Origin of the sequence: Synechococcus sp. 1G10 (assembly GCF_002252625.1) — a bacterium.
In the GTDB taxonomy this organism is placed as follows: domain Bacteria; phylum Cyanobacteriota; class Cyanobacteriia; order PCC-6307; family Cyanobiaceae; genus Regnicoccus_A.
This window is the reverse complement of record NZ_NQKW01000001.1, coordinates 178,250-197,913: the sequence shown is the minus strand read 5'-3', so window position 1 is coordinate 197,913 and position 19,664 is coordinate 178,250. Positions and strand designations below refer to the sequence as shown.

The following is a 19,664-nucleotide window of genomic DNA, read 5'->3' as shown; positions in this document are numbered from 1 at the left end:
GCTCAGAGCGATTCGAGGCTGTCGATCACGTCCTGCTGGAAGGCCTCCAGAGCATCGGAGTCGCTCAGATCAATTCCCTCTCCAGCGGCGTTCTGGGTGAGTTCCTGGAAGTGGAAGGCTCCCTCCCCGTGGGCGAGAAATTCCATGGCGGAGGTTTCACCGCTTTCCTTGAAGGCGTCGTACAGGGCCATGAAGGCAGCGTCTTCGGCGTAATCCCAGCTCATGAAGGTGTTGAAGGCAAGGCGGAAGGGCGGCAGAAGGAGGCCTTCCAACACCACAGCTCAATGAGCTTTAACGCCTGCCCCCCCGAATCCGTCAACCTCTCCGCTGGATTTCGTGCCCGCGGCTGGTCAGACTCGGGGTAAATGCCTGGGTTTTTGCGTGGATCAATCGTCGAGTGCCCCCAGCCCGTTGTCGCTGAATGTGCTGGGGCAGCCTCTGGTGGTCTGTGGTTGTGAGCCGATGACCGGCTGGTTCCGCGATGGCCATTGCCGCACCGATCCCTCCGACCACGGCAGGCACTCGGTCTGTTGCGTCATCACCGATCTTTTTCTGCGCTATTCCCTCTCCCAGGGCAACGACCTCAGCACCCCCAGGCCCGCCTACGGCTTTGCCGGCCTCAAAGCCGGCGACCACTGGTGTGTCTGTGCCGCCCGCTGGCTCGAGGCCCACGACGACGGAGTGGCACCACCGGTGCGGCTGGAGGCCACCGAGGTCTCCAGCCTGGAGCTGATCCCCCTGGAGCTGCTTCAGTCATTCGCCCACTCTCCCTCCCCCCAGTCCTGAGTCCCCCAATCTCACCAGGGAATCGTCGTCCCGTCCCAGGCCAGGAAGCGGCCGGAGTGGGCGGGCCCCTGGGCGGCGATCACATCGAGCAGCTGGTTGGCGGCCCGCTCAGGCTTGAACAGCCGCTCCGCCGGCACTGAGCGGCGAAAGGGTTCGGAGAGCGCCGTGGCGGTGGTGCCCGGATGCAGCAGGCTCACGCAGGCCAGGGGCAGGCGCCGCTCCCATTCCAGGGCCAGACAACGCAGCAGCTGGTTCTGGGCCGCCTTGGCGGCCCTGTAGCCATACCACCCGCCCAGCTGGTTGTCGCCGATGCTGCCCACCCGGGCTGAGAGGCTGGCGAAGTGCACGGGCTCCTGGCGGGGCAGCAGGGGTTCCAGGGATCGGGCCAGCAGCGCTGGGCCATAGGCATTCACGCTGAACAGGCGCTCCAGGGAGCTCCGCTGAAGCTGCTGCAGCCGCTTCTCCGGTTGCAGGTCACCGTCGTGGAGCAGGCCGGCGGTGTTGATCACCAGCCGCAGATTCACCTCCTCCTCCCGCAGCCGCCTGGCGCAGGCCTCAAGGCTGGAGTCGTCGGTGAGATCGAGGCCCAGGGCCCGCTCCGGCGGCACCACTCCCCCAGCAGGCCACGGCCGCCGGCTGGTGGCCCACAGCCGCAGGGCGGGGGCCCGCTTCGCCAGAGCCTGGAGCAACGCCTTGCCGATGCCGCCGCCGCCCACCACCAGGGCATCCCCCCGCCACTGGAAGAGCCCCTGGGCGCCTTCAGAGGCTCCAGCTCCCTGAGCTGGCATCGACATGGAAAGGGGCGAAAGAGGCATGTTCCATCATGGTGAGATGGCACTACGCATTGGCATTTTCGGGCAAGGCGCTTGGGGCCGCGCCCTTGGCCGGGTGTTCCAGCAGGGTGGCCACCAGCTCAGCAGCTGGTCGCGTCGCGACGGCGGTGAGCCCGCCGACCTGCTGGCGAACCAGGACGTGATTCTCTGCGCCATCGCCATGGCCGGTGTGCCGGAGCTCTCCCAGAGGCTCTCCCACCGGTGGCCCTCGGGGTTGCCCCTGATCAGCTGCACCAAGGGCCTGAACCTGCAGCACCACCTCACTGCATCCCAGCTCTGGCAGCGCTCGATTCCCACCATCTCCAGCCTGGTGCTGAGTGGCCCCAACCTGGCTGGCGAGCTGGAGAGGGGGCTGCCGGCGGCCAGTGTGCTGGCATCACGTCACTCTGATCTGGCCCAGTCGCTGCAGCAGGGCCTCAGCAGCGATCAACTGCGGCTGTACACCAACACCGATCCGATCGGCACCGAGCTCTCCGGTGCCCTCAAGAACGTCATGGCCGTAGCGGCCGGTGTCTGCGATGGGTTGGGCCTGGGAGCCAACGCCAAGGCCTCCCTGCTCACCAGGGGGCTGGCGGAGATGGGCCGCCTCAGCCAGCAGCTGGGCGGAGTTCCCGACACCCTCTACGGGCTTGCCGGGCTGGGAGATCTGCTGGCCACAGCGAACAGCCGCCTCAGCCGCAACTATCGCTTCGGTCTGCACCTGGCGGATGGGCTCAGTGCCGAGGAAGCGATCCGGGCCATCGATGCCACGGTGGAGGGCCCATCAACGGCAGTCGCCGCCCTGGCCCTGGCGGAGCGGGGCGGTGCCCGCTTGCCGATCTGCGCCCAGGTGGTGGGCCTGATCGAGGGGCGCATCACCCCCCATGAGGCCGTGCGCGCCCTGATGGAGCGTGATCTCAAGGCTGAGGAGCGATGAGCGACGGCACCCTGCCCGCCGTCCTGATCACGGCCTTCGCAGAACGGCCGCTTCAGGGCAACGGTGCCGCGGTCGTGGCCCTGAAGCAGCCAGCGCCGGCCGCCTGGATGCAGGCGGTGGCCGGCCTGCTGCGCCAGTCGGAGACGGCGTTCCTGCTGCCCCTCAGCCGCCTTGAGCCTGGGACCGAGCCCGCGGGCGAGTGGGCCCTGCGCTGGTTCACGCCGCGCTGTGAAGTTCCGCTCTGCGGCCACGCCACCCTGGCCTCCGCCCTGGCTCTCGGCCATTGGGGCCTGCTGGCGCGAGGTGCCTCGATCCGCCTGCACAGCCGCTCCGGGCCGCTGCTGGTGAGCCTGAGCGAATCCGCTGCGGGCCGCGCCCAGCTGGTCCTCCCCTCAGCAGGTCTTGAGCCCTCGCCCCTGCCCGCCGAGCTGGATCGGTTGCTGGGGGTGACGCCGGTTTGCGGCTGGCGTTCGGCTCTGGGCTACTGGGTGGCGCTGTTGCCGCCGGAATTCGACCTGGCTGGCCTGGATGGGCACTCCCTCGCGCAGGAGTTGCGCGGCGAAGTGCGCCAGGGCCTGGTGCTGATGCAGGCGTTGGCCGCCAGCGGCCATTCCCCCACGGTGCAGGGGTTTCCAGCCGACTACCAGTTGCGTTTCCTGGCACCGGGCCTCGGCATCAGCGAAGATCCGGTCACTGGATCCGCCCATGCCCTTGTGGCCCCGTGGTGGTGTGATCAGCTGCGGCGCGAGCGGGTGGTGGGCTGGCAACCGTCCCCCCAGGGCGGCGGAATGGTGTGCGAACGGCTGTCTTCAGGCATGATCCGCCTGTTGGGTTCGGGTCAACTGCTGTGGGATGGCCGCTTGAGAGCTGGTTTCGAGGCTGGAGAAGCCGAGGACTGGAGCTGCTGTCTGCCCGGCCCGGGCTGAACCGTGTTCTCGTCACCGCGCCCCTGAGCGTGGTGGCCCTGGGCCTTGGCTTCCTGGCCCAGCAGGCGTTCACCGAGCCCCGCTCCAGCCTCGACTCCAAGGTGATGGAGGCGCTGTTGCCGGCCACGGCTGCCGACGACCCCGACCGTCAGGCCGAGGCGCGGCAGCTGGAGGAGATCCAGACGCGCCGCGCCGACGCGGCCATCCCCCCGCCTCCTTCCGGCATGCCCCCCAGCGGTGACCTGGCCCTGGCGGAACCGGCCGCTGGTCGTCCCGTTCCCCTCGAGGCGCGGGTGGCCCTGCTGCGCCAGGCCGGTCGGCCCACACTCTCGGCCAGGGGCCCCTGGCAGCTGCTGGACGGCGACGGCCGGGTGCTGCTCCGCGGCGGTCCCGGTGAATCTGTTGACTGGAGCAGCCAGAGCAGCGCTGATCTCTGGCTGGAGAGCTCCGGCGGGCAGGCCTTGCTGGTCAATGGTCTGCCCTATGAGGGCCGCCTGCGGCTGCTGAGGGAGGGGAGCGGCATCACCCCGATCAATCACCTGCCGCTGGAGCGCTACATCGCCTCGGTGGTTGGGGCAGAAATGCCCAGTTCCTGGTCGATGGAGGCGCTCCAGGCCCAGGCAGTGGCGGCCCGCTCCTACGCCCTGGCCCATCTGGCCCGGCCCGCCAACCGCTTCTGGCACCTGGGGGACACGACCCGCTGGCAGGCCTACCGGGGGCTGGAGTCGGTCACGGCCCGCACCCGGGAGGCCACTGAGCGCACCAACGGCCTCATCCTCAGTTACCAGGGGGGCATCGTGGAGAGCCTCTACGCGGCCAATTCCCAGATCACTCTGGAGGCCCATGGACATCTGGGGGCCAGCATGAGCCAGGAGGGTGCCCAGCAACTGGCCAGTCAGGGCCAGCGCTACAACCAGATCCTTGGTCATTACTACCAGGGTGCGTCCCTGGCTCGGTTGCAGATCGGTGCAGCGAACTGAGCGCATCTGGGCTGAGGCGCTGGAGCGTGGCCGTCTTGCTCTCAAGAGCGGCAGCCTCGTTCCACTGGAGACGGAGCTGATCCCCCCCCAGGGCTGGGAACCGTTTCAGCTGCGCCGCCTGCTCTCCGCCACCCCGAAGCACCTGCGGGCTCAGGGGCCCAAGCCCAACCCCTTCCGCCCCTGGGATTCGCCGCTGCAGGTGCGCCTGCTGGGACGCCGCCATCTGGTGCTGCTGAACAAATACCCTGTCCAGGCGGGCCATGTCCTGCTGATCACCCAGGCCTATCAGCCTCAGTCAGGCTGGCTCGATGACGGCGACTGGGCGGCGGTTGCTCTGGTCGATGCCGACACCGGCGGACTCTGGTTCTTCAACAGCTGTGCCGAGGCCGGGGCCAGCCAGCCCCATCGCCACCTCCAGCTGCTGCCGCGCCACGGCGACCAGGCGGCCTGTCCGCTGGATGGGCTGCTGAGAGCCCAGCTGGCCGGAGCGGGCGGACCCTGGCCCTGGGCCTACAGACTCAGCCCCCGCAGGCCCGGCGAGGGAGCCGAAGCCCTGGCTGCCACTTACCACGCCCATGCCCTGGCTCTCGGTCTGGGCGAACCCGCCGGCGACCCCAGACCTCGCCATCCTTACAACCTGATGTTCACTGACCACTGGTTCCTGACGGTGAGGCGGGAACGGGAGCATGTGGCGGGCTTCAGCGTCAATGCTCTGGGATTTGCCGGTTACCTGCTGCTGAGCAAAGGTTCGGAGCTGGCCTGGTTGCAACGTGAGGGCCCCTGGGCCCTGCTCCAGGCGGCGGCGGCGAAAGGCTGAGGCCTGCGATCGAAAGCCTGCTCCAACGGATCGGCTTCGTTCGGATCGGTTCGGATCGTGTCGAAACAGATCGGCTCGGCTTCCAGCGCATCGAATCCACGCGGCACGAACCCAGCACTCGGGCCATTCCGTGGTTTCACGGTTGCCGTGACCTGCTGCCTGGTCCGTATCTGGAAAGGGGGCAGCGACCCGAGGTCGTGGCTCCTTGATCCGGCTCCAACTACATCCACCTTTCTTGATTCCGATGACCAGCGCCTCCCTTTTTCAATCCCGCCCAACCCGCTCCAGCCTCCCCAGCCGCTCTGGCTTGAGCCGGCAGCTGCGCCAGCGCAATGACCGAGTGGCCAGGCACCTTGAACTGGTACGACCGATCGCCCACCACTACAGCTCCCTATGCCGCGAGGGTCGCGACGATCTCACTCAGGTGGGCCTGCTGGGCCTGCTCAGAGCAGCCGAACTGTTCAAGAGCGACCAGGGCACCCCGTTCGAAGCCTTTGCCCGCCATCACATCCGCGGGGCGATTCTTCACTACCTCCGTGATCAGGCGCCTGTGATCAGGCTCCCCCGGCGACAGCGGGAGCTGGAGGACCGTCTGCGCCGCTTGCAGCACGACCAGGCCGCTGGAGGCGGCGACGGCAGCCGCAGCACGGAGCCCCTGGCTAACTCCAGCCTGAGGCGGCTGCTGGGCTTGAGTGAGGCTCAGTGGCAGCGCTTTGAGCAACTGCGCCAGCTGGGCAGGCTCACCAGTCTGAACGGGGAGGAGGAGCGGATCGCCGCCAACCAGCCCGAAACGGAGGAAGGTCCCAGGGGAGAGGAAGCCGGCGATCGGATCATGGGACTGCTGGCTCAGTTGGAGCTGCGCCAGCGCACCGCTGTCCAGGAGGTGGTGCTGGCGGGCCAGAGCCTCAGGTGCACGGCCCGCAAGATGGAAGTGAGCCCGATGACCGTGCATCGCTTGCTCGCTCGGGCGCTGGAGACCTTGAGGCAGCGGATGGAAGGGGAGAGCCTGAGCTTCAGCCCTGATCCGGGGTTCCATCGCGGGCGATCTGCTTCTCCAGCGTGCTGATCGCGGCATTCACAGCCGCCAGTTGCCGCTCGACCCCGTCCCGCCAGTACGTGAGCATGCGCATTTTGCGCTCCTGATGCTGACGGCGGCTGGTGGCGGGGTCGCAGCCTGAACCACCAAAGCAGGGCAGGGGAGGAAACATGAGAAAATGTCACGTGCACGGACGGTTCTAGCGAGCGGTCCACCCCTGATGCGCCGTCTCCTCCTCAATGGGGCCACGGAGCAGGTGCTGGCGAGACCTCCCCCCCAGTCAAGGCTCCTGGCCCAGCGGCTGCTGAAGGGACAACCGCTCAATCGAAACATCGTCCCAGCAGAGAATCAGAGTGAGAAGAACTGGTCCCATTGGTCTAGCTGTGATAGCCACCCTTTCCGGGGCGGGCGCGGTTCTCGAGGCTCCTGCTGCGCGGGCCTCCTACGTGCAGCTGATGGCAGGACAGTCAGCACGCCCTCTGCAGGGCCGTTTCAACGCCGTGCCGGTGCTGCACTCCAACCAGCCGGAAGAGGTCTTCGGACCGGGCATCCTTGTCAACACGGCCCCCGGATCGGCAGTGGCCCGGGAAACCGGTCAAAGCCTGAGCAACAGCACCTTCACTTTCAACGGTGAATTCGGGTTGCATATGCACCACAAGTACTACCCCGAAGATGCCACCCGCCTCGGCTACGGCCTTGTGCGTGGGCAGCTCACCCTGGCCACGATCGTGATGAATCCCGGCTCCAGGCCGGTCACGCTCCACTTCGACCGTGGTGCAGTGCGCAACAGTTTCGAGGCGCCCTATCTGGCGAATCACCTGATGGGGGTCAAGCCTCTGGGTCCCAGGCCCTGGAACACTGGCCCTGGCGATGCCACAGCCGTGATCATGCTGCGCAATCAGCTTGATCCCAAGCTGCCCGAACGGATCACGATTCCAGCCAACAGCCGGGCGGTTCTGTTCCATACCCGCCTTCCTGCCCGTGGCATTGCCAACGGCCTGCTCAGCGGCCGCAGCGATGGTCCCTTTCAGATGGCGGTTGTGGCCGCGGAGGATCCCCGTACCGACTCCGATCTGTTCGCTGTTCTCGACCAGGGGCTTCTGGCTCCAGGCCGGATCTACCTGGGCATGCTCCCCAAGATCCAGAACCGCCAGGTGTTTTCCAGGGTCGGTGGGGTGGCCCTCGGCGATGCCTTCCAGGCCAGCATCAACCACGATCTGAACCAGGCCCCTCTGCATGTGCCCTTCACCAGCACCAACCGCCACCATTTCGGCACCGGGGAGATCCAGGTGAATTCCCTGGCCAGCCGCATGGTGGATTCCTCTCTCGACAACGTGGGCACCTATGGAGTGCGCTTCGATGTCGAGATGAATCTCAAGGGCTCAGGCCCCCATGACCTGGTTTTCAGCCATCCCACCGCTAATGGTCGTCAGTTCACCGCGTTTCGCGGATCAATCGGGATCGAAACCGACGAGGGCTATCGCGAAGTTCATGTGGGCATGCGCTCCGGTGAAAGCCTCTCGCTGAGTTCGTTGAACCTTCGCCCCGGTGTCAACAACCGCGTCAAGGTGAGCATGGTCTACCCAGCTGACGCCACCCCGGGTCATCTGCTCAGCGTCGTGCCGGCCTATCAGCTCGCCCAGCTGCGCGAGCGGGAACGCCAGGTTGAGATCGCCCAGGCCGCTGCTGCCGCCGCGGCAGCAGCGGCCAAGCGCAAGACCACTCCAGCGGCGGCCCCGCCGGCGGTAGCGGGAGGTCAGAGGCCTGCGGTTCCCACCACTGCAGCGCGCCCCCCGGCCCAGGCCATCACCCCCGCTCCGGCCACGCCTGTCCGTAGACCTGTCAAGCCCGCCAGCGCCCGCCCCACACCGCCCCCACCGCTGCCGAGGCCCGCGATCGTGCCTGCCTGGTTGCCGCCGCTGCCGCCGCTGAGGCTGCTGAACCAGACGCCTCCAGGCTCGCCCACCGTGGCGGGGGTGGTGCCCATGGGCACATCCACTCCGGCCTCCCCCCAGGAGACTCAGACGCTGCGGGATCGCTACGACGAGGCCGCCGAGGCCCAGCAACGCTTTCTCAGGCAGTTGATGGGCCGTTAAGCCCGACCTGAACAGGTTGCCGTGCCCCCCGACGACACGAAGGCGGATCGCCAGAGAATTCAGCTGATCCTGCCCGTCGCCCAGGTGGAGCAGATCGATGAGCTGTGCAGACAGCTGGGTCACCGCAGCCGCGGGGCCCTGCTTGAGCGTCTGTTGGACGATCTCTTCCCCAGCACCGATGGTCTGGAGGAAGAGAGAGACGCGGACGAGAGCGGGGTTGAGGAGGAGCTGGATGGCTGCCGGGCCCTGGTGCTGGTCACGGAGCAGGCGGCCGATCTGCTCACACTTGATGCAGGAGATGGAGAGCCTCTGATTTCAGATCAGCCCTCACTCCAGCTGCTGGCCAGATCTCCCAGTCCTGCTCAGCCCAAGCAGACCCGAGACGGCGCGGGTTCAACCGGCATTGACCTGCCCGGCTTCGTACGTCAGTCGTCGGCGCGGCTGAGACGCAGCCTGCATCCCCGGCCTGCCACTACCCAAGAACCACTGCCGTCTGTTGAGGCCCCTGAACTGGATCAGGCGTTGTTCGCCGTGGATGAGCACTGGCTGAGCCTCTACGGCACGGCCGCGAACGAGGCGGTGTTGGAGGCGGCCATGCTCTGGCTGGCCCGCGATATCTGGGCTCAGTCGGATCAGTCGGAGGGGCGGCCCTTCACCTGGACCTTGATGGAGCAGTGGATCAGTGGCTTTGTGAGTGGCTGGTCGCCTGGACCGCCCAGGTTCAACCGGGTGATCGTGGCCGCTGGCTTGCTGGAGGATCCCTTCAGCACCGGCACCCTCACGTTGCGGATCCCCACCTTGATTCGTCGCTTCGTGCATCGCTTCCGCCGGCGACGCCAGGGCACCTCCTTCCAGAGCCTTGAGCACACGATGACGTTGCACGGCGCCTTGAAGGTGCTGGCCCTGCCGACGGCCCCGGGTCACCAGCTCAGTCTCAACCAGATCCGAGAGGCCTACCGCGAGCAGGCCATGAGCCACCACCCGGATTCAGGAGGCAGCGCCGACGCGATGCGCCGCCTCAATGAGGCCTATCAATTGCTCAAGGAGCTTTACCGCAGGCCGGCCTGAACGGGGTGCTATCGCTGTTGCGACTATCCCAGCCAAGACTGCTTATGAGTCCTGCTAAGCGTCTCGGACGAGAAATGCGAGCCGCCTTCAGGAGTGTTAGCGAGATCGAGGATTCCACCCTTCTGATTGCTGGTTGTTCGATTGCCTCCCGTTGGGTGGTTGCTCGATCGCCTCTTGAGTGGCACCAGGTCGCCGGGCGCTTGATGGGGTGGTCTGTTCTTTCGGCAGCGGTGCCTGTCCAACTGCGCTTGGACACGACGTCCAGGGCCTGTTGAGCTGCTCAAATGCCAGTGGTAGCAAGCTCCAATCTTTCTGCGTACCTGCTGTAGACACAGGTACGCCGCTGATTCTGGTTGCAGGAGCCCTGCCCAACCTCTTGGGGCAATGCTGAAAACACGCCTTTTGAGACAGAGCCAAATCAAGACTGAGCGAAATCGAGACTGAGCGAAATCGAGACGGGGCCAGATTGAGACGAAGCCAAATTGAGACGGAGCCAGACCCGAAACGAAGCCAGACCCGAATTCAGCTTCTTCCATGTCTTCCATGCCTTCTCAGATGAGAGGCATGTCTAGACCAGACTTAGGTCTCGGTTGGGACTTCCGTGTCTAGTTCAGGACCCATAATTAGTCTCGAAATGCGACACGGATGAATGCCATGAGTGCTCCCCTGCGCATCCGCAGACGAACAGCTTGGCTGCAGGAGTCAGGTTGAACTGTTGCTGTCCAGCCAGCGCTTCTGGCGGAAGATTCATGCTGTTTGAGCGCTCTCTGTAGTCTCGCGTGGGTCCCGCTCTGTGGCCCAGTTCGGGTCCATCCTGAGATGACCTTGACGGGATCCAGGGCAGCGTTGCGGGTTGGCAGGGGCTGGTCACGATGTTCGAGAGCCAGGGGCTGCCAGCAGGTGAGCTCTGAAATGAATCCCGAGCGTCTCATGCGCGCCAAGATTCAGGACTCATGCCTGGGCCAGAATGAGACGGATGGGTCAGCTGGTCGAGCTCATTCAGCGCGATCAACCACTCCGGCCTTCAGTCGGCCGTAGCAAAATCAAAAAAAATGCTGCTGCTGTCCCCGGGCTCAGAGAGGGGTCTGCATGCCCTGGATCAGATAGTCGAAGTAAGGGGAAGCGCTGGCGGCATCATCGGTGCCGAGCAGGACCAGAGAGGCTTCCTTCAGGGCTCGCATGCTCTCGACCATGCCGGCCATGGGCACGCCGAGGCTGTTGTACATCTCACGGGCCCCGTTGAGGCCGATTTCCTGGATCTTCTCGGTGCTTCCTGCCAGTACGCCGTAGGTGACCAGACGCAGATACCAGCTGAAATCGCGCAGGCACTGGGCCCGCTGCTTCTGGCCGTAGGCATTGCCGCCCTGGGCGACGTACTCAGGCTTGCGGGTGAAAAGCAGGCGCGCGGCCTCGTCGACGATCTTTTTCTCGTTTTCTGTCAAGGCCCTGGCCACGCGGATGCGCTGGGGACCGCCTGAGAGGTACTGCGCCATCGAGCGGAGCTCTCCGCCGCTGGGATACCGCAGCTGATCATCGGCTTGGAGGATCAGATCCCGAACGACGCTCATCAAGGAATCCAGGCGCTTGATGAGTTTATCGATCCGGGAAGCCCCGCGCCGAAGGACGTCTTCAGATGTAACGCCCCTTTGCATCTAGGGTTTGCTCAACGTCCAAAGCGCTCCGATCCCGATGGGACTTCCTTTGCCGGTCCCAGGAACGGACCTGGATCTGTGCATTTCCGGCCTGAACCATCACGGCCAGGGTGTGGCGCGCATCGCCTCCCATGAGGAGACGGCTCCCGACCTGGTGGTTTTCGTGCCCGATGCCTTGCCGGGGGAGCGAGTGCGTGCCCGGGTGCACCACAAGGCCCAGCGCCATCTGGTGGCCCATCCGCTGGAGCGTCACAACGACGCCCCCGAGCGTCGCCAGCCCCCCTGCATCCTTGCCTCCGACTGCGGCGGCTGCGGCGTGCAGCACCTCAGCGACCAGGCCCAGCTGGCCTGGAAGCAGGACCTGGTCCAGCAGGCTCTGCGCCGCATCGGCGGACAGACGCTTGAGGTGGAGCCCATCCTGGCCTCAGCCACTCCCCTTGGCTACCGCAACCGCACCACGATTCCCCTGGAGCGCTGTCCCGATGGGCAACTGCGGGCGGGTTTCTACCGCAGCGGCACCCACCGGATCGTGAACATGAATCGCTGCCCGGTGCTCGATCCCCGCATCGATGGCCTGATCGCTCCGCTCAAACGCGACCTGGAGCAGAGCGACTGGCCTGTGGATGTGGATCTCACCGAGGGCGGCGGCCTTCGCCACCTGGCCCTGCGCGTCGGGCACCACAGCGGTGAGGTGCTGCTCACGCTGATCAGCAGCCACAGTGACCTGCCCGACCTGGCGGCCATGGCGGAGATCTGGATGGAGCGCTGGCCTGAGCTGGTGGGCGTTGGCCTCAACATCCAGCCCCTGCCCACCAACACCCTGATGGGGCCGCGGACCCTCGAGATCGCCGGTCGTCCATGGCTGAACGACAGCTTCGCGGGCCTCGAGATCCGGATCGGTCCCGATACCTTCTTTCAGGTGCACACCGCCCAGGCCGAGCGCCTGGTGCCCCTGCTGATCGAGGCCCTCCTCCCGGCCCCTGGTCGCCGCCTCGTCGATGCCTACTGCGGCATCGGCACGTTCAGCCTGCCCCTGGCCGCCGCCGGTGCTCGGGTGCTGGGTCTTGAGCAACACCCCTCCAGCGTGGAGCAGGCCCGGCTCAATGCCGGACTCAACGGGCTCAATGGTCTGATCCTCGAGGCCGCTGATGTGGCTCTGGCTCTGCCCGAAGCCCTGGAAGGAGCCCATGGGCTGCTGCTGGATCCGCCCCGCAAGGGTTTGCCGGAGCGGGTCTGCGAAGCGATTCTGGCTGCCCCGCCCGAGCGGGTGGCTTACCTGAGCTGCAACCCCGCCACCCTGGCGCGCGACCTGGCCAGGCTCACGGCCCCGGGAACCCTGCGTCTGTTGCGGGTTCAGCCCATCGACTTCTTTCCCCAGACCCAGCACGTGGAGGCGCTCGCCGTGCTGGAACGCACCTGGGAAACTCCCGCGACCTGAGCCATTGGGGTGGCGAGAACGGACCAGCTCTAGGTGCGCCTCGCGGCTCCGAACTGCTTTTCAAGGGCGCCCAGGATCTTCGTGTGGGCCTGCTCCACCTCCGACTCGGTGAGGGTGCGGCGGGCGTCGCGGTAGCGCAGGCGGAAGGCCTGGCTGGCGTTGCCCGCCTCCACCTGGCTGCCCTGGTAGCGGTCGATCAGCTCCGCTGACTCAAGCAGGGGTTTGCCCGCCTTGCGGATCGCGCTCAGCAGCTGGGCGGCGGTGACGGCATCGGGCACCACCAGCGCCAGGTCGCGCTCGGAGGCCGGCACGGTGGCGAAGGGGGCGAAGGCCGGCTGCCAGCGGTTGCGCCGGGTGGCGGCGCTGAGCAGCGGTGTCAGGGCGAGCTGGAACAGGTGGGTGGCCTCCGGCAGATCAAGGGCCTCCGCCCGCTCGGGATGGAGCTGGCCGAACCAGCCGGCCACGCGGCCCTCCACCAGCAGCTCGGCGGCCCGACCGGGGTGGAGCAGGGGGTGGTTGCTGGTGGCCCGGTCCTCGCAGGGGATCTTCAGGGCATCCAGGGCCCGCTGCAGAACACCGCGGGCTTCGAAGTAGTCGGGGCTGCGCCCCTTGCCGGCGCTGCTCCAGAGTTCCGAGCGTCGCTCGCCGCAGAGCAACCCTGCCAGTTCGCTGCGCTCGATCAGGCTGCCCGACTCGATCTGAAAGACACGGCCGATCTCGAAGGCCCAGAAACCAGGCATCGAGGCCTGCAGGTTCCGGCGGGCCGCCAGCAGCAATTCATCGAGCAGGCTGTCGCGCAGATGGCCGTAGTCGGTGAGCAGTGGATTGGTGAGCCCGAGTCGTGGCGAATGCTCCATCAACCCCTGGGCAGGCACCAGCGAGAAGGCACAGGTTTCCTGCAGACCTGCCTGACAGAGCGCCTGCCTCAGCCAACGCTCCGCCTGCTGGCCAGCCTCGAGCCCGCCCGGTTCGATCGGGTCGGGCAGGTGGCTGGCGAAGTGGTCGTAGCCCACGAGCCTGGCCACCTCTTCGATCAGATCCACCTCCCGGGTGAGGTCCATCGATCGTGACGGCGGCACCGTCACCAGCCAGCCCTCTTCATCGGCCTGCAGGCTGCAGCCCAGGGCAGTGAGGGTCTGCTCAATGCGCCCGTCGGCCAGATCTTCCTCCTGGCCGTCGACCAGCACCGGACCGAGCAGGTTGTGAAGGGCATCGCCGCGCAGGCGCAGGGGATCGGCCGGCTGATGGGGGCGCTGGTGCAGCCAGCGTCCCTGCACCTGGGCGCCCGCCAGGCTTTGGAGAAGCTGCACGGCCCGGTCGGCGGCCAACAGGGTGACCTCGCGGGGGAGTCCTTTCTCGAAGCGGGCGCTGGCGTCGGTGCGCAGGCCCACGCTGCGGGCACTGCGGCGGACGGCCTCGGCGCTGAACATCGCCGCTTCCAGCCACAGGGTCTCGGTGTCTGATTGCACCGCCGATCCAGCGCCGCCGATCACCCCGGCCAGGGCGATCGGCTGGTTGGCGTAGGTCACCACCAGCGCTTCGGGGCTGAGCTGGTGGCTGGAGCCATCAAGGGCATCAAAGGCCTCAGCTGCATGGGCGCAGCGCAGCCCGAGGTCCGCCGGATCGGCCACCGAATCTGCCGCCGAATCGGCCGGACGCCCCCCCAGCGCGGCCAACCGGCCCTGATCGAAGGCATGCAGGGGCTGACCTGTTTCCAGCATCACCAGGTTGGTGATGTCGACCACGTTGTTGATCGGCCGCAGGCCGGCCCGCTCCAGGCGACGTTGCAGCCAGGCGGGGGAGGGCTGCACACGCACCCCCGTGAGGGCCGTGAGGCTGAACAGGCCGCCAGTTTCGATCGCCGCCGCGCTGGCCGGATTCACCGGCAGCGGCTCAGCGGGGATCACCGGCGCGGCGGGGGGCAGGCTGAGCTGGCCGCCGGTGAGAGCGGCCACTTCCCGGGCGATGCCCAGCATCGAGAGCCCATCGGGGCGGTTGGCTGTGATCGCCAGCTCCAGCACCTGGTCGTCGAGGCCGAGGGCTGCTGCCACCGGGGTTCCCAGCGGGGGTACTGCCTCCATGAGCTCATCGAGCACGGCGATGCCATCGGAGCTGTCGGCCAGACCCAGTTCCTTGAGGGAGCAGATCATTCCCGTGCTGGCCACGCCCCGAAGTTCGCTGGCCTGGATGGTCAGATCAACGGCACTCAGATGGGCTCCCACCAGGGCCACGGGCACATGGATTCCGGCGCGAACGTTGGCGGCCCCGCAGACCACCTGGAGCAACGGGACGTCCGAGCCTGCAGGGCCCACCCGCAGCTGACAGACGCTCAGCCGGTCGGCATCGGGGTGGGGCTGCCTGACCTCCACGTAACCGACGACCACGCCCTCAGCCTGACTGGCGAGGTCATCGATCGCCTCCACCTCGAAGCCGGCGATCGAGAGGCGCTCGGCGAGCTCATGAACCGGTCCATCACAGGAGACAAGTTCCCGCAACCACTGGAGCGAGACCCGCATCCGCCTGCATCAATCGAGGCCCAGATCCTAAGGATCGGAATGCCGGGGGACGGCGGGGTAGGGTGTCGGATTGTCATTACGCCTCGCATCAAGCGGCGCACGTCCTTCTTATGGCCAAGAACAAGGGCGTCCGGATCGTGATCACTCTCGAGTGCACCGAATGCCGGTCCAATCCCGCCAAGCGCTCTCCTGGGGTGTCCCGGTACACCTCCCAGAAGAATCGCCGCAACACCACTGAACGGCTGGAGCTGAAGAAATTCTGCCCTCACTGCAACAAGAGCACGGTCCACAAAGAGATCAAGTGAGGTCACCGGGTCATAGCCCTCGGCACTGAGCCAGCAGCTCGTCCTTCCGTTCCCCGTCCGTTTCCGCCAACCCATGTCCAGTTCCTTTTTCAAGAAGCGCCTTTCACCGATCAAGCCCGGTGATCCGATCGACTACAAGGACGTCGATCTGCTCAAGAAGTTCATCACCGAGCGCGGCAAGATCCTTCCTCGTCGCCTTTCCGGTCTCACTGCCAAGCAGCAGCGCGATCTCACCAATTCCGTCAAGCGGGCCAGGATTGTGGCGCTGCTCCCCTTCGTGAATCCCGAAGGCTGAGCGGCCCTTCCCCTGCCCTTGCGGAGCACGGCGTTTGCAACCAGGTGATCTGGTCGGTCTGATCGGCTCGAAGGGGCCTGAACTGGCCCTGATCGAGGCCATCACTGGCAGCCGTGCCCGCCTCAGGGCCGGCTGGGACGGTAAGTCCCAGACCATCCCGATGCGGCAGATCGATCTGCTGGCTGCCTTGCCAGGGGTCCACGAGCCGCCGACACGGCTGGATCAGCCGCCCTGGCAGCTGGAGCCTTCCGCCTTGGCGGCTGCATCCCCGGGCCGCCGTGATCTCGGCGCGGCCTGGCTTTTGCTTGTCGAGGCACCCTCTGAGGAGGGGATCGGCCTTGACGAATTCACTGAGCTGGTGGCAGGCGCTGACAGTCCAGCTGTGCGGGCCGCCTGCTGGTGCTGGTTGCAGCAGGGCGAGCAGCACCTGTTCCGCTGGCGTCAGGGCAGGGTGCACCCCCGTTCGCTGCACGATCTGCGCCAGCTTCGCCACGATCGCCGCCGTCAGGTGCTGGACGAGCGGCGCCTGCAGCACTGGCACGACCTGCTGCGCCAGCGCACCCCCCTGAATCCTGCTGAGCTCGATCCCGCCCAGACCAGGCAGTTGCAGCAGTTGCTGGCCTTCGCCGGCGGCGAGATCGTGGAGCTTCCCGATCCTGAGCTGCGCCGCGGTCTGCAGGCGGCCCACTGCGCCATCGAACCCGGTCCGGTGCGCCGCCTGCTGGTTGACCTAGGCCAGTGGCAGCCCCATGCCCTCCCTTCCCTGCGCAGCAGCGTCTGGGAGCAGGGGTTTGATTCAGCCCTGCTGGAGGACGCCGAGAGGCTGCTGGCCCAGGCCGAGCTGGAGCAGCCCGGAGATGGGAGCCGCCGGGATCTCACCGCCCTGCGGAGCTACACCATCGATGACGCCGATACCGAGGAGATCGATGACGCCATTGCGCTGGAGTCGCTGGCTGGCGGCGGCTGGCGAATGTGGGTTCACATCGCCGATCCGGGGCGGCTGGTGGCGAGCGGCTCTCCTCTCGATCTGGAGGCCAGACGACGGGCCTCCAGCCTCTATCTGGCTTCAGGGGTGGTGCCGATGTTTCCCTTGCCCCTGGCGGTTGGTCCCTTCAGCCTGCGCCAGGGGCAGCGCTGCGCCGCCTGGAGCTGTGCGATGGAGCTGGCCGAAGACGGCAGCGTGGCCCGCCATGAGCTCGTGCGCAGCTGGATTCGCCCCACCTACCGCCTCACCTACAACGATGGTGATGCCCTGATCGATCTGGCTCCGCCCGAGGAACCCGACCTGGCCCAGCTGCAGCGGCTGCTCGAGCGCCGCCGCCGCTGGCGTGAGGCCCAGGGGGCTCTCTCGATGGAGCAGAGCGAAGGACGGATCCGCTGCAAGGGTGACGACGCCGAACTGGAGATCACCGATCCCTCGCCGGCGCGGGCCCTGGTGGCCGAAGCGATGATCCTCACGGGTTCGGTGGTGGCTTCTCATGCCTCCGAGCTGGGCCTGGCCATGCCGTTCCGTGGCCAACCGGTGAGTGAGTTGCCGCCCGAGAGTGAACTCCAGGCCCTTCCGGATGGACCCGTCCGCCACGCGGCCCTGCGCCGCTGCCTCAGCCGCGGCAGTACCAGCGCTGTGGTCAGCCCCCATTTCAGCCTGGGGCTGCCGGCCTATGTGCAGGTCACCTCGCCGATTCGTCGCTACGCCGATCTGGTGGCCCAGCGGCAGCTGGCCGCCAGATCAGCCGGTCAGGAGCCCCTTGAGGCAACCCAGATGGAGGAGCTGCTGAAGGAGCTCGATCCGGTGATTCGCGAAGGGATCCAGATCAGTCGAGAGGACCAGCGCCACTGGCAGCAGGTCTGGTTCGAGCAGCACCGGGGTGAGCGCTGGCAGGCGATCTTCCTGCGCTGGTTGCGGCCCCAGGACCGCCTGGCCCTGGTGCATCTGGAGGCCCTGGCGATGGATCAGGCCGTGCGGGCTCCGGAGTCGTGTCAGCCAGGGGATGCGCTCACGGTTCAGGTCCAGCAGGTGGATTCCCTCTCCGATCTGCTGCGGCTGGAGGCCCGTTAGGGCGGCGCCGATCCCGCCTCCAGCCGCGACACTCGCAGCCAGGGCCCCCAGGGATTGGCCACACCGATCAGGCGCACCGGCCGGGGAGCTTCCTGCCGCCGCAGCCAATGGTGCAGACCCGGCTCCAGGGTGATCAGCGGCCAGGGGCGACCATCGCCCATGAGGGTGTAGCCCCCGGCTCCATCAGGCACCAGGGTGCCGGCGAAGACTTGTTCATGGGGTTCGCCGGGCGCCTGGAAGGGGCTGGGCGGTTGGCTGCCTGCCAGGTTTCCCCGTGGCTGCAGCTGCCCGGGTTCCTGCAGAGCGCGACGCTGGCGCCCCTTCCAGTCGGGATGGTGCCAGGGGGTGTCCCAGAGGGGCATGGGCCCGGCCGGGGCCACCGGGTCGCTGATCAGTGCCTCCTGCAGAAGCCGCACGTCGAGGGCGGCTGCCGCCGTGCCGGAGGCGACGCAGAGTGCCGCCGCCGCCCCGGCGGCCTGGCCGATGTTGAGAATCAGCGGCTGCAGCCGGGTGGCGCCGTTGGCCATGTGACTGCAGCTGATGGCCTTGTCGGCCGCCAGCAGGTTGTCGAGATCGGCGCTCACCAGCGCCCCGTAGGGAACCATGAACGGAGTGCCGCTCCAGCGGCCACCCCAGCGGCAGCTCTTGGCGGCCAGGGGCCAATCTTCGCCGGGGTAGTGGTGATCGTTGGCGTAATTGCCCACCGCAATGGCGCTGCAACGGCCCTCTCCATCGACAGGGATCGGCCCGATCCAGGCCCCGTCGTCGTCGGAGCTGCCCTTGGCGCCGGCCGGGAGCAGGGGCAGCAGATCCTGCTCCAGCACCAGGCTGTGGCCCACCATTCGCCGCCCTTCCCGCCAGTAGGGCATTAAGGCCAGGGCTGAGGGGCCTGCCAGCTCTGAGCCGGCCCCGGCGGCCTTGGGGAACACACGGGCCGGCTGCAACCAACCGCCGGAGGCCTCCTGCAGGGCGCCCAGAAACTCCAGGCTGTGCTGTTGCATGGCTTGCTCCAGCTCCGCCTGGTCGCTGGGATCGGCGCTGAAAGCCCGCTCCAGGCCGTCGTGCCAGTCGTTGCCATGCAGCGGCCAGTTGAGCATCACCAAGCCCCCAGGCAGGCGGCCGTAACTGAGGGTGCGCTCCAGGCCGAATGTCTGGGTGGCCCGCTCGAACGGGGGAGCTGGGGTGCCAACTGCAGGGCAGGGCCCATCCGACTCCTGCGCCAGCACCACCCAGGTGGGGGATTGCACCGGCTGGCGCTGGAAAAAGGGATCTTCCTCCAATCGCTCCTGGCTGGGGGCGCTGGGTTCATTCCAGTCTTCGCTGGCCTCCCAGCCCATGCGAAAGGGTGCCTCCGCCAGGGGCAGCAGATCGCCGCGATCGCTGCCATCGATGGCGAGCTGCAGGGCCAGCCGCACCAGTTCACCCCGCTGCTCCAGTACCAGGGCCGTGAGCTGGGCGCCGGAGCGCTCCAGCTGCTGCAGTCGGCAGTTGCTCCACCAGCGCAGCCGGGGCTCGGCGTCCACCCAGCCACGCAGCACCCGCTCGGCGCTGGCGGGTCGCCAGCCGAAACAGCTCACCCAGTTCTGGTCGAGGCCTTCTGGCTCCTCCCGCTGCAGGGCTCGCAGCAACGCTCCCCAGAGCCCGCTCTGCCAGGGGCTGAGTTCGTTCCCATCCGGAGCGCAGACCCCCGCCGCACTCACCATGCCCCCCAGCCAGGGTCCTGGAGTCAGCAGGAGTGTGTCAGCGCCGCCCCGGGCGGCCTGGAGGGCAGCGGCCACTCCGCCGCTGCCGCCACCCCACACCACCACGGCCGCCTGATCGTCTCGTGTTCGCATCGGGGTGGTGGCGTACTCCACGACCCCGATTGTGCCGATGCATGGGTTGCCCCTCCACTGGAGAGGGCTGTGGAGTGGCACTCGGTAGGATCCGGCCCCGGCGCAG

General features: G+C 67.2%; 18 protein-coding genes. 12 read left to right on the top strand and 6 right to left on the bottom strand.

Going from position 1 to position 19,664, the window contains the following annotated elements:
* Positions 1-2: 2 nt before the first annotated feature.
* Positions 3-224, bottom strand: coding sequence for a hypothetical protein (locus CJZ82_RS00990; RefSeq protein WP_094554126.1), 222 nt, complete (start codon positions 222-224; stop codon positions 3-5).
* A gap of 199 nt (positions 225-423) precedes the next feature.
* Between CJZ82_RS00990 and CJZ82_RS00985 the strand changes: the two genes are divergently transcribed.
* Entirely contained in the window at positions 424-786 is a 363-nt protein-coding gene (locus CJZ82_RS00985) for a DUF2237 family protein (RefSeq protein ID WP_198949608.1), read from the top strand.
* Between the two features lie 11 nt (positions 787-797).
* Here CJZ82_RS00985 and CJZ82_RS00980 read toward each other — a convergent pair whose 3' ends face one another.
* Positions 798-1,574, bottom strand: a complete 777-nt coding sequence (locus tag CJZ82_RS00980) for an SDR family NAD(P)-dependent oxidoreductase (RefSeq protein ID WP_094554125.1) — start codon at positions 1,572-1,574, stop codon at positions 798-800.
* 43 nt (positions 1,575-1,617) lie between these two features.
* Between CJZ82_RS00980 and CJZ82_RS00975 the strand changes: the two genes are divergently transcribed.
* The 5 genes from CJZ82_RS00975 (at position 1,618) to CJZ82_RS00955 (ending at position 6,324) form a co-directional block, all read left to right on the top strand.
* Positions 1,618-2,535, top strand: a complete 918-nt coding sequence (locus tag CJZ82_RS00975; RefSeq protein WP_094554124.1) for an NAD(P)H-dependent glycerol-3-phosphate dehydrogenase — start codon at positions 1,618-1,620, stop codon at positions 2,533-2,535.
* Entirely contained in the window at positions 2,532-3,461 is a 930-nt protein-coding gene (locus tag CJZ82_RS00970; RefSeq protein ID WP_094553911.1) for a PhzF family phenazine biosynthesis protein, read from the top strand. Before CJZ82_RS00975 ends, CJZ82_RS00970 begins: the two co-directional genes overlap by 4 nt.
* A 32-nt stretch (positions 3,462-3,493) precedes the next feature.
* The gene (locus CJZ82_RS00965; protein ID WP_369820000.1) at positions 3,494-4,441 is read left to right on the top strand and encodes a SpoIID/LytB domain-containing protein; all 948 of its coding nucleotides are present in this window, start codon (positions 3,494-3,496) and stop codon (positions 4,439-4,441) included.
* A complete protein-coding gene (locus CJZ82_RS00960) occupies positions 4,428-5,258 on the top strand; it encodes an ATP adenylyltransferase (RefSeq protein WP_094553909.1) in 831 nt (276 codons plus the stop codon). The genes CJZ82_RS00965 and CJZ82_RS00960 overlap by 14 nt, the downstream gene beginning before the upstream one ends.
* Positions 5,259-5,502: 244 nt before the next feature.
* On the top strand, positions 5,503-6,324 hold the full coding sequence (locus CJZ82_RS00955) for a sigma-70 family RNA polymerase sigma factor (protein ID WP_094553908.1): 822 nt from the start codon (positions 5,503-5,505) through the stop codon (positions 6,322-6,324).
* Here CJZ82_RS00955 and CJZ82_RS00950 read toward each other — a convergent pair.
* Positions 6,272-6,466, bottom strand: a complete 195-nt coding sequence (locus CJZ82_RS00950) for a sigma factor SigF (protein ID WP_094553907.1) — start codon at positions 6,464-6,466, stop codon at positions 6,272-6,274. The two genes, CJZ82_RS00955 and CJZ82_RS00950, sit on opposite strands and share 53 nt — an antisense overlap.
* Positions 6,467-6,749: 283 nt before the next feature.
* On the opposite strand from CJZ82_RS00950, the gene CJZ82_RS00945 reads away from it, so the two are divergent.
* Both CJZ82_RS00945 and CJZ82_RS00940 read left to right on the top strand, forming a co-directional pair.
* Positions 6,750-8,390 carry a DUF3370 family protein gene (locus tag CJZ82_RS00945; protein ID WP_233129951.1) on the top strand — a complete coding sequence of 547 codons (1,641 nt, stop codon included), beginning with the start codon at positions 6,750-6,752 and terminating at the stop codon, positions 8,388-8,390.
* 21 nt (positions 8,391-8,411) lie between these two features.
* The gene (locus CJZ82_RS00940; protein WP_094553905.1) at positions 8,412-9,458 is read left to right on the top strand and encodes a J domain-containing protein; all 1,047 of its coding nucleotides are present in this window, start codon (positions 8,412-8,414) and stop codon (positions 9,456-9,458) included.
* Between the two features lie 1,073 nt (positions 9,459-10,531).
* On the opposite strand, the gene apcD is transcribed toward CJZ82_RS00940, so the two are convergent.
* Entirely contained in the window at positions 10,532-11,026 is a 495-nt protein-coding gene (gene apcD, locus CJZ82_RS00935; protein ID WP_094553904.1) for an allophycocyanin subunit alpha-B, read from the bottom strand.
* A gap of 121 nt (positions 11,027-11,147) precedes the next feature.
* On the opposite strand from apcD, the gene rlmD reads away from it, so the two are divergent.
* A complete protein-coding gene (gene rlmD, locus CJZ82_RS00930; protein WP_198949597.1) occupies positions 11,148-12,548 on the top strand; it encodes a 23S rRNA (uracil(1939)-C(5))-methyltransferase RlmD in 1,401 nt (466 codons plus the stop codon).
* Positions 12,549-12,577: 29 nt separating this feature from the next.
* Here rlmD and pheT read toward each other — a convergent pair whose 3' ends face one another.
* Positions 12,578-15,064: a phenylalanine--tRNA ligase subunit beta gene (gene pheT, locus CJZ82_RS00925; protein WP_094553903.1), complete on the bottom strand. Its 2,487-nt coding sequence runs from the start codon at positions 15,062-15,064 to the stop codon at positions 12,578-12,580.
* Positions 15,065-15,174: 110 nt separating this feature from the next.
* On the opposite strand from pheT, the gene rpmG reads away from it, so the two are divergent.
* The 3 genes from rpmG to CJZ82_RS00910 all read left to right on the top strand — a co-directional run bounded on the left by rpmG (position 15,175) and on the right by CJZ82_RS00910 (position 17,723).
* Positions 15,175-15,369, top strand: coding sequence for a 50S ribosomal protein L33 (gene rpmG / locus CJZ82_RS00920; RefSeq protein ID WP_006171446.1), 195 nt, complete (start codon positions 15,175-15,177; stop codon positions 15,367-15,369).
* A gap of 73 nt (positions 15,370-15,442) precedes the next feature.
* Positions 15,443-15,664: a 30S ribosomal protein S18 gene (gene rpsR, locus CJZ82_RS00915; RefSeq protein ID WP_094553902.1), complete on the top strand. Its 222-nt coding sequence runs from the start codon at positions 15,443-15,445 to the stop codon at positions 15,662-15,664.
* A 34-nt stretch (positions 15,665-15,698) separates the two neighbouring features.
* Positions 15,699-17,723, top strand: coding sequence for a ribonuclease catalytic domain-containing protein (locus tag CJZ82_RS00910; RefSeq protein ID WP_094553901.1), 2,025 nt, complete (start codon positions 15,699-15,701; stop codon positions 17,721-17,723).
* Here CJZ82_RS00910 and CJZ82_RS00905 read toward each other — a convergent pair.
* Positions 17,720-19,558 (bottom strand): FAD-dependent oxidoreductase, encoded by a 1,839-nt coding sequence (locus CJZ82_RS00905; RefSeq protein ID WP_198949596.1) that lies wholly within the window; start codon positions 19,556-19,558, stop codon positions 17,720-17,722. The genes CJZ82_RS00910 and CJZ82_RS00905 overlap by 4 nt on opposite strands.
* Positions 19,559-19,664 lie beyond the last annotated feature (106 nt).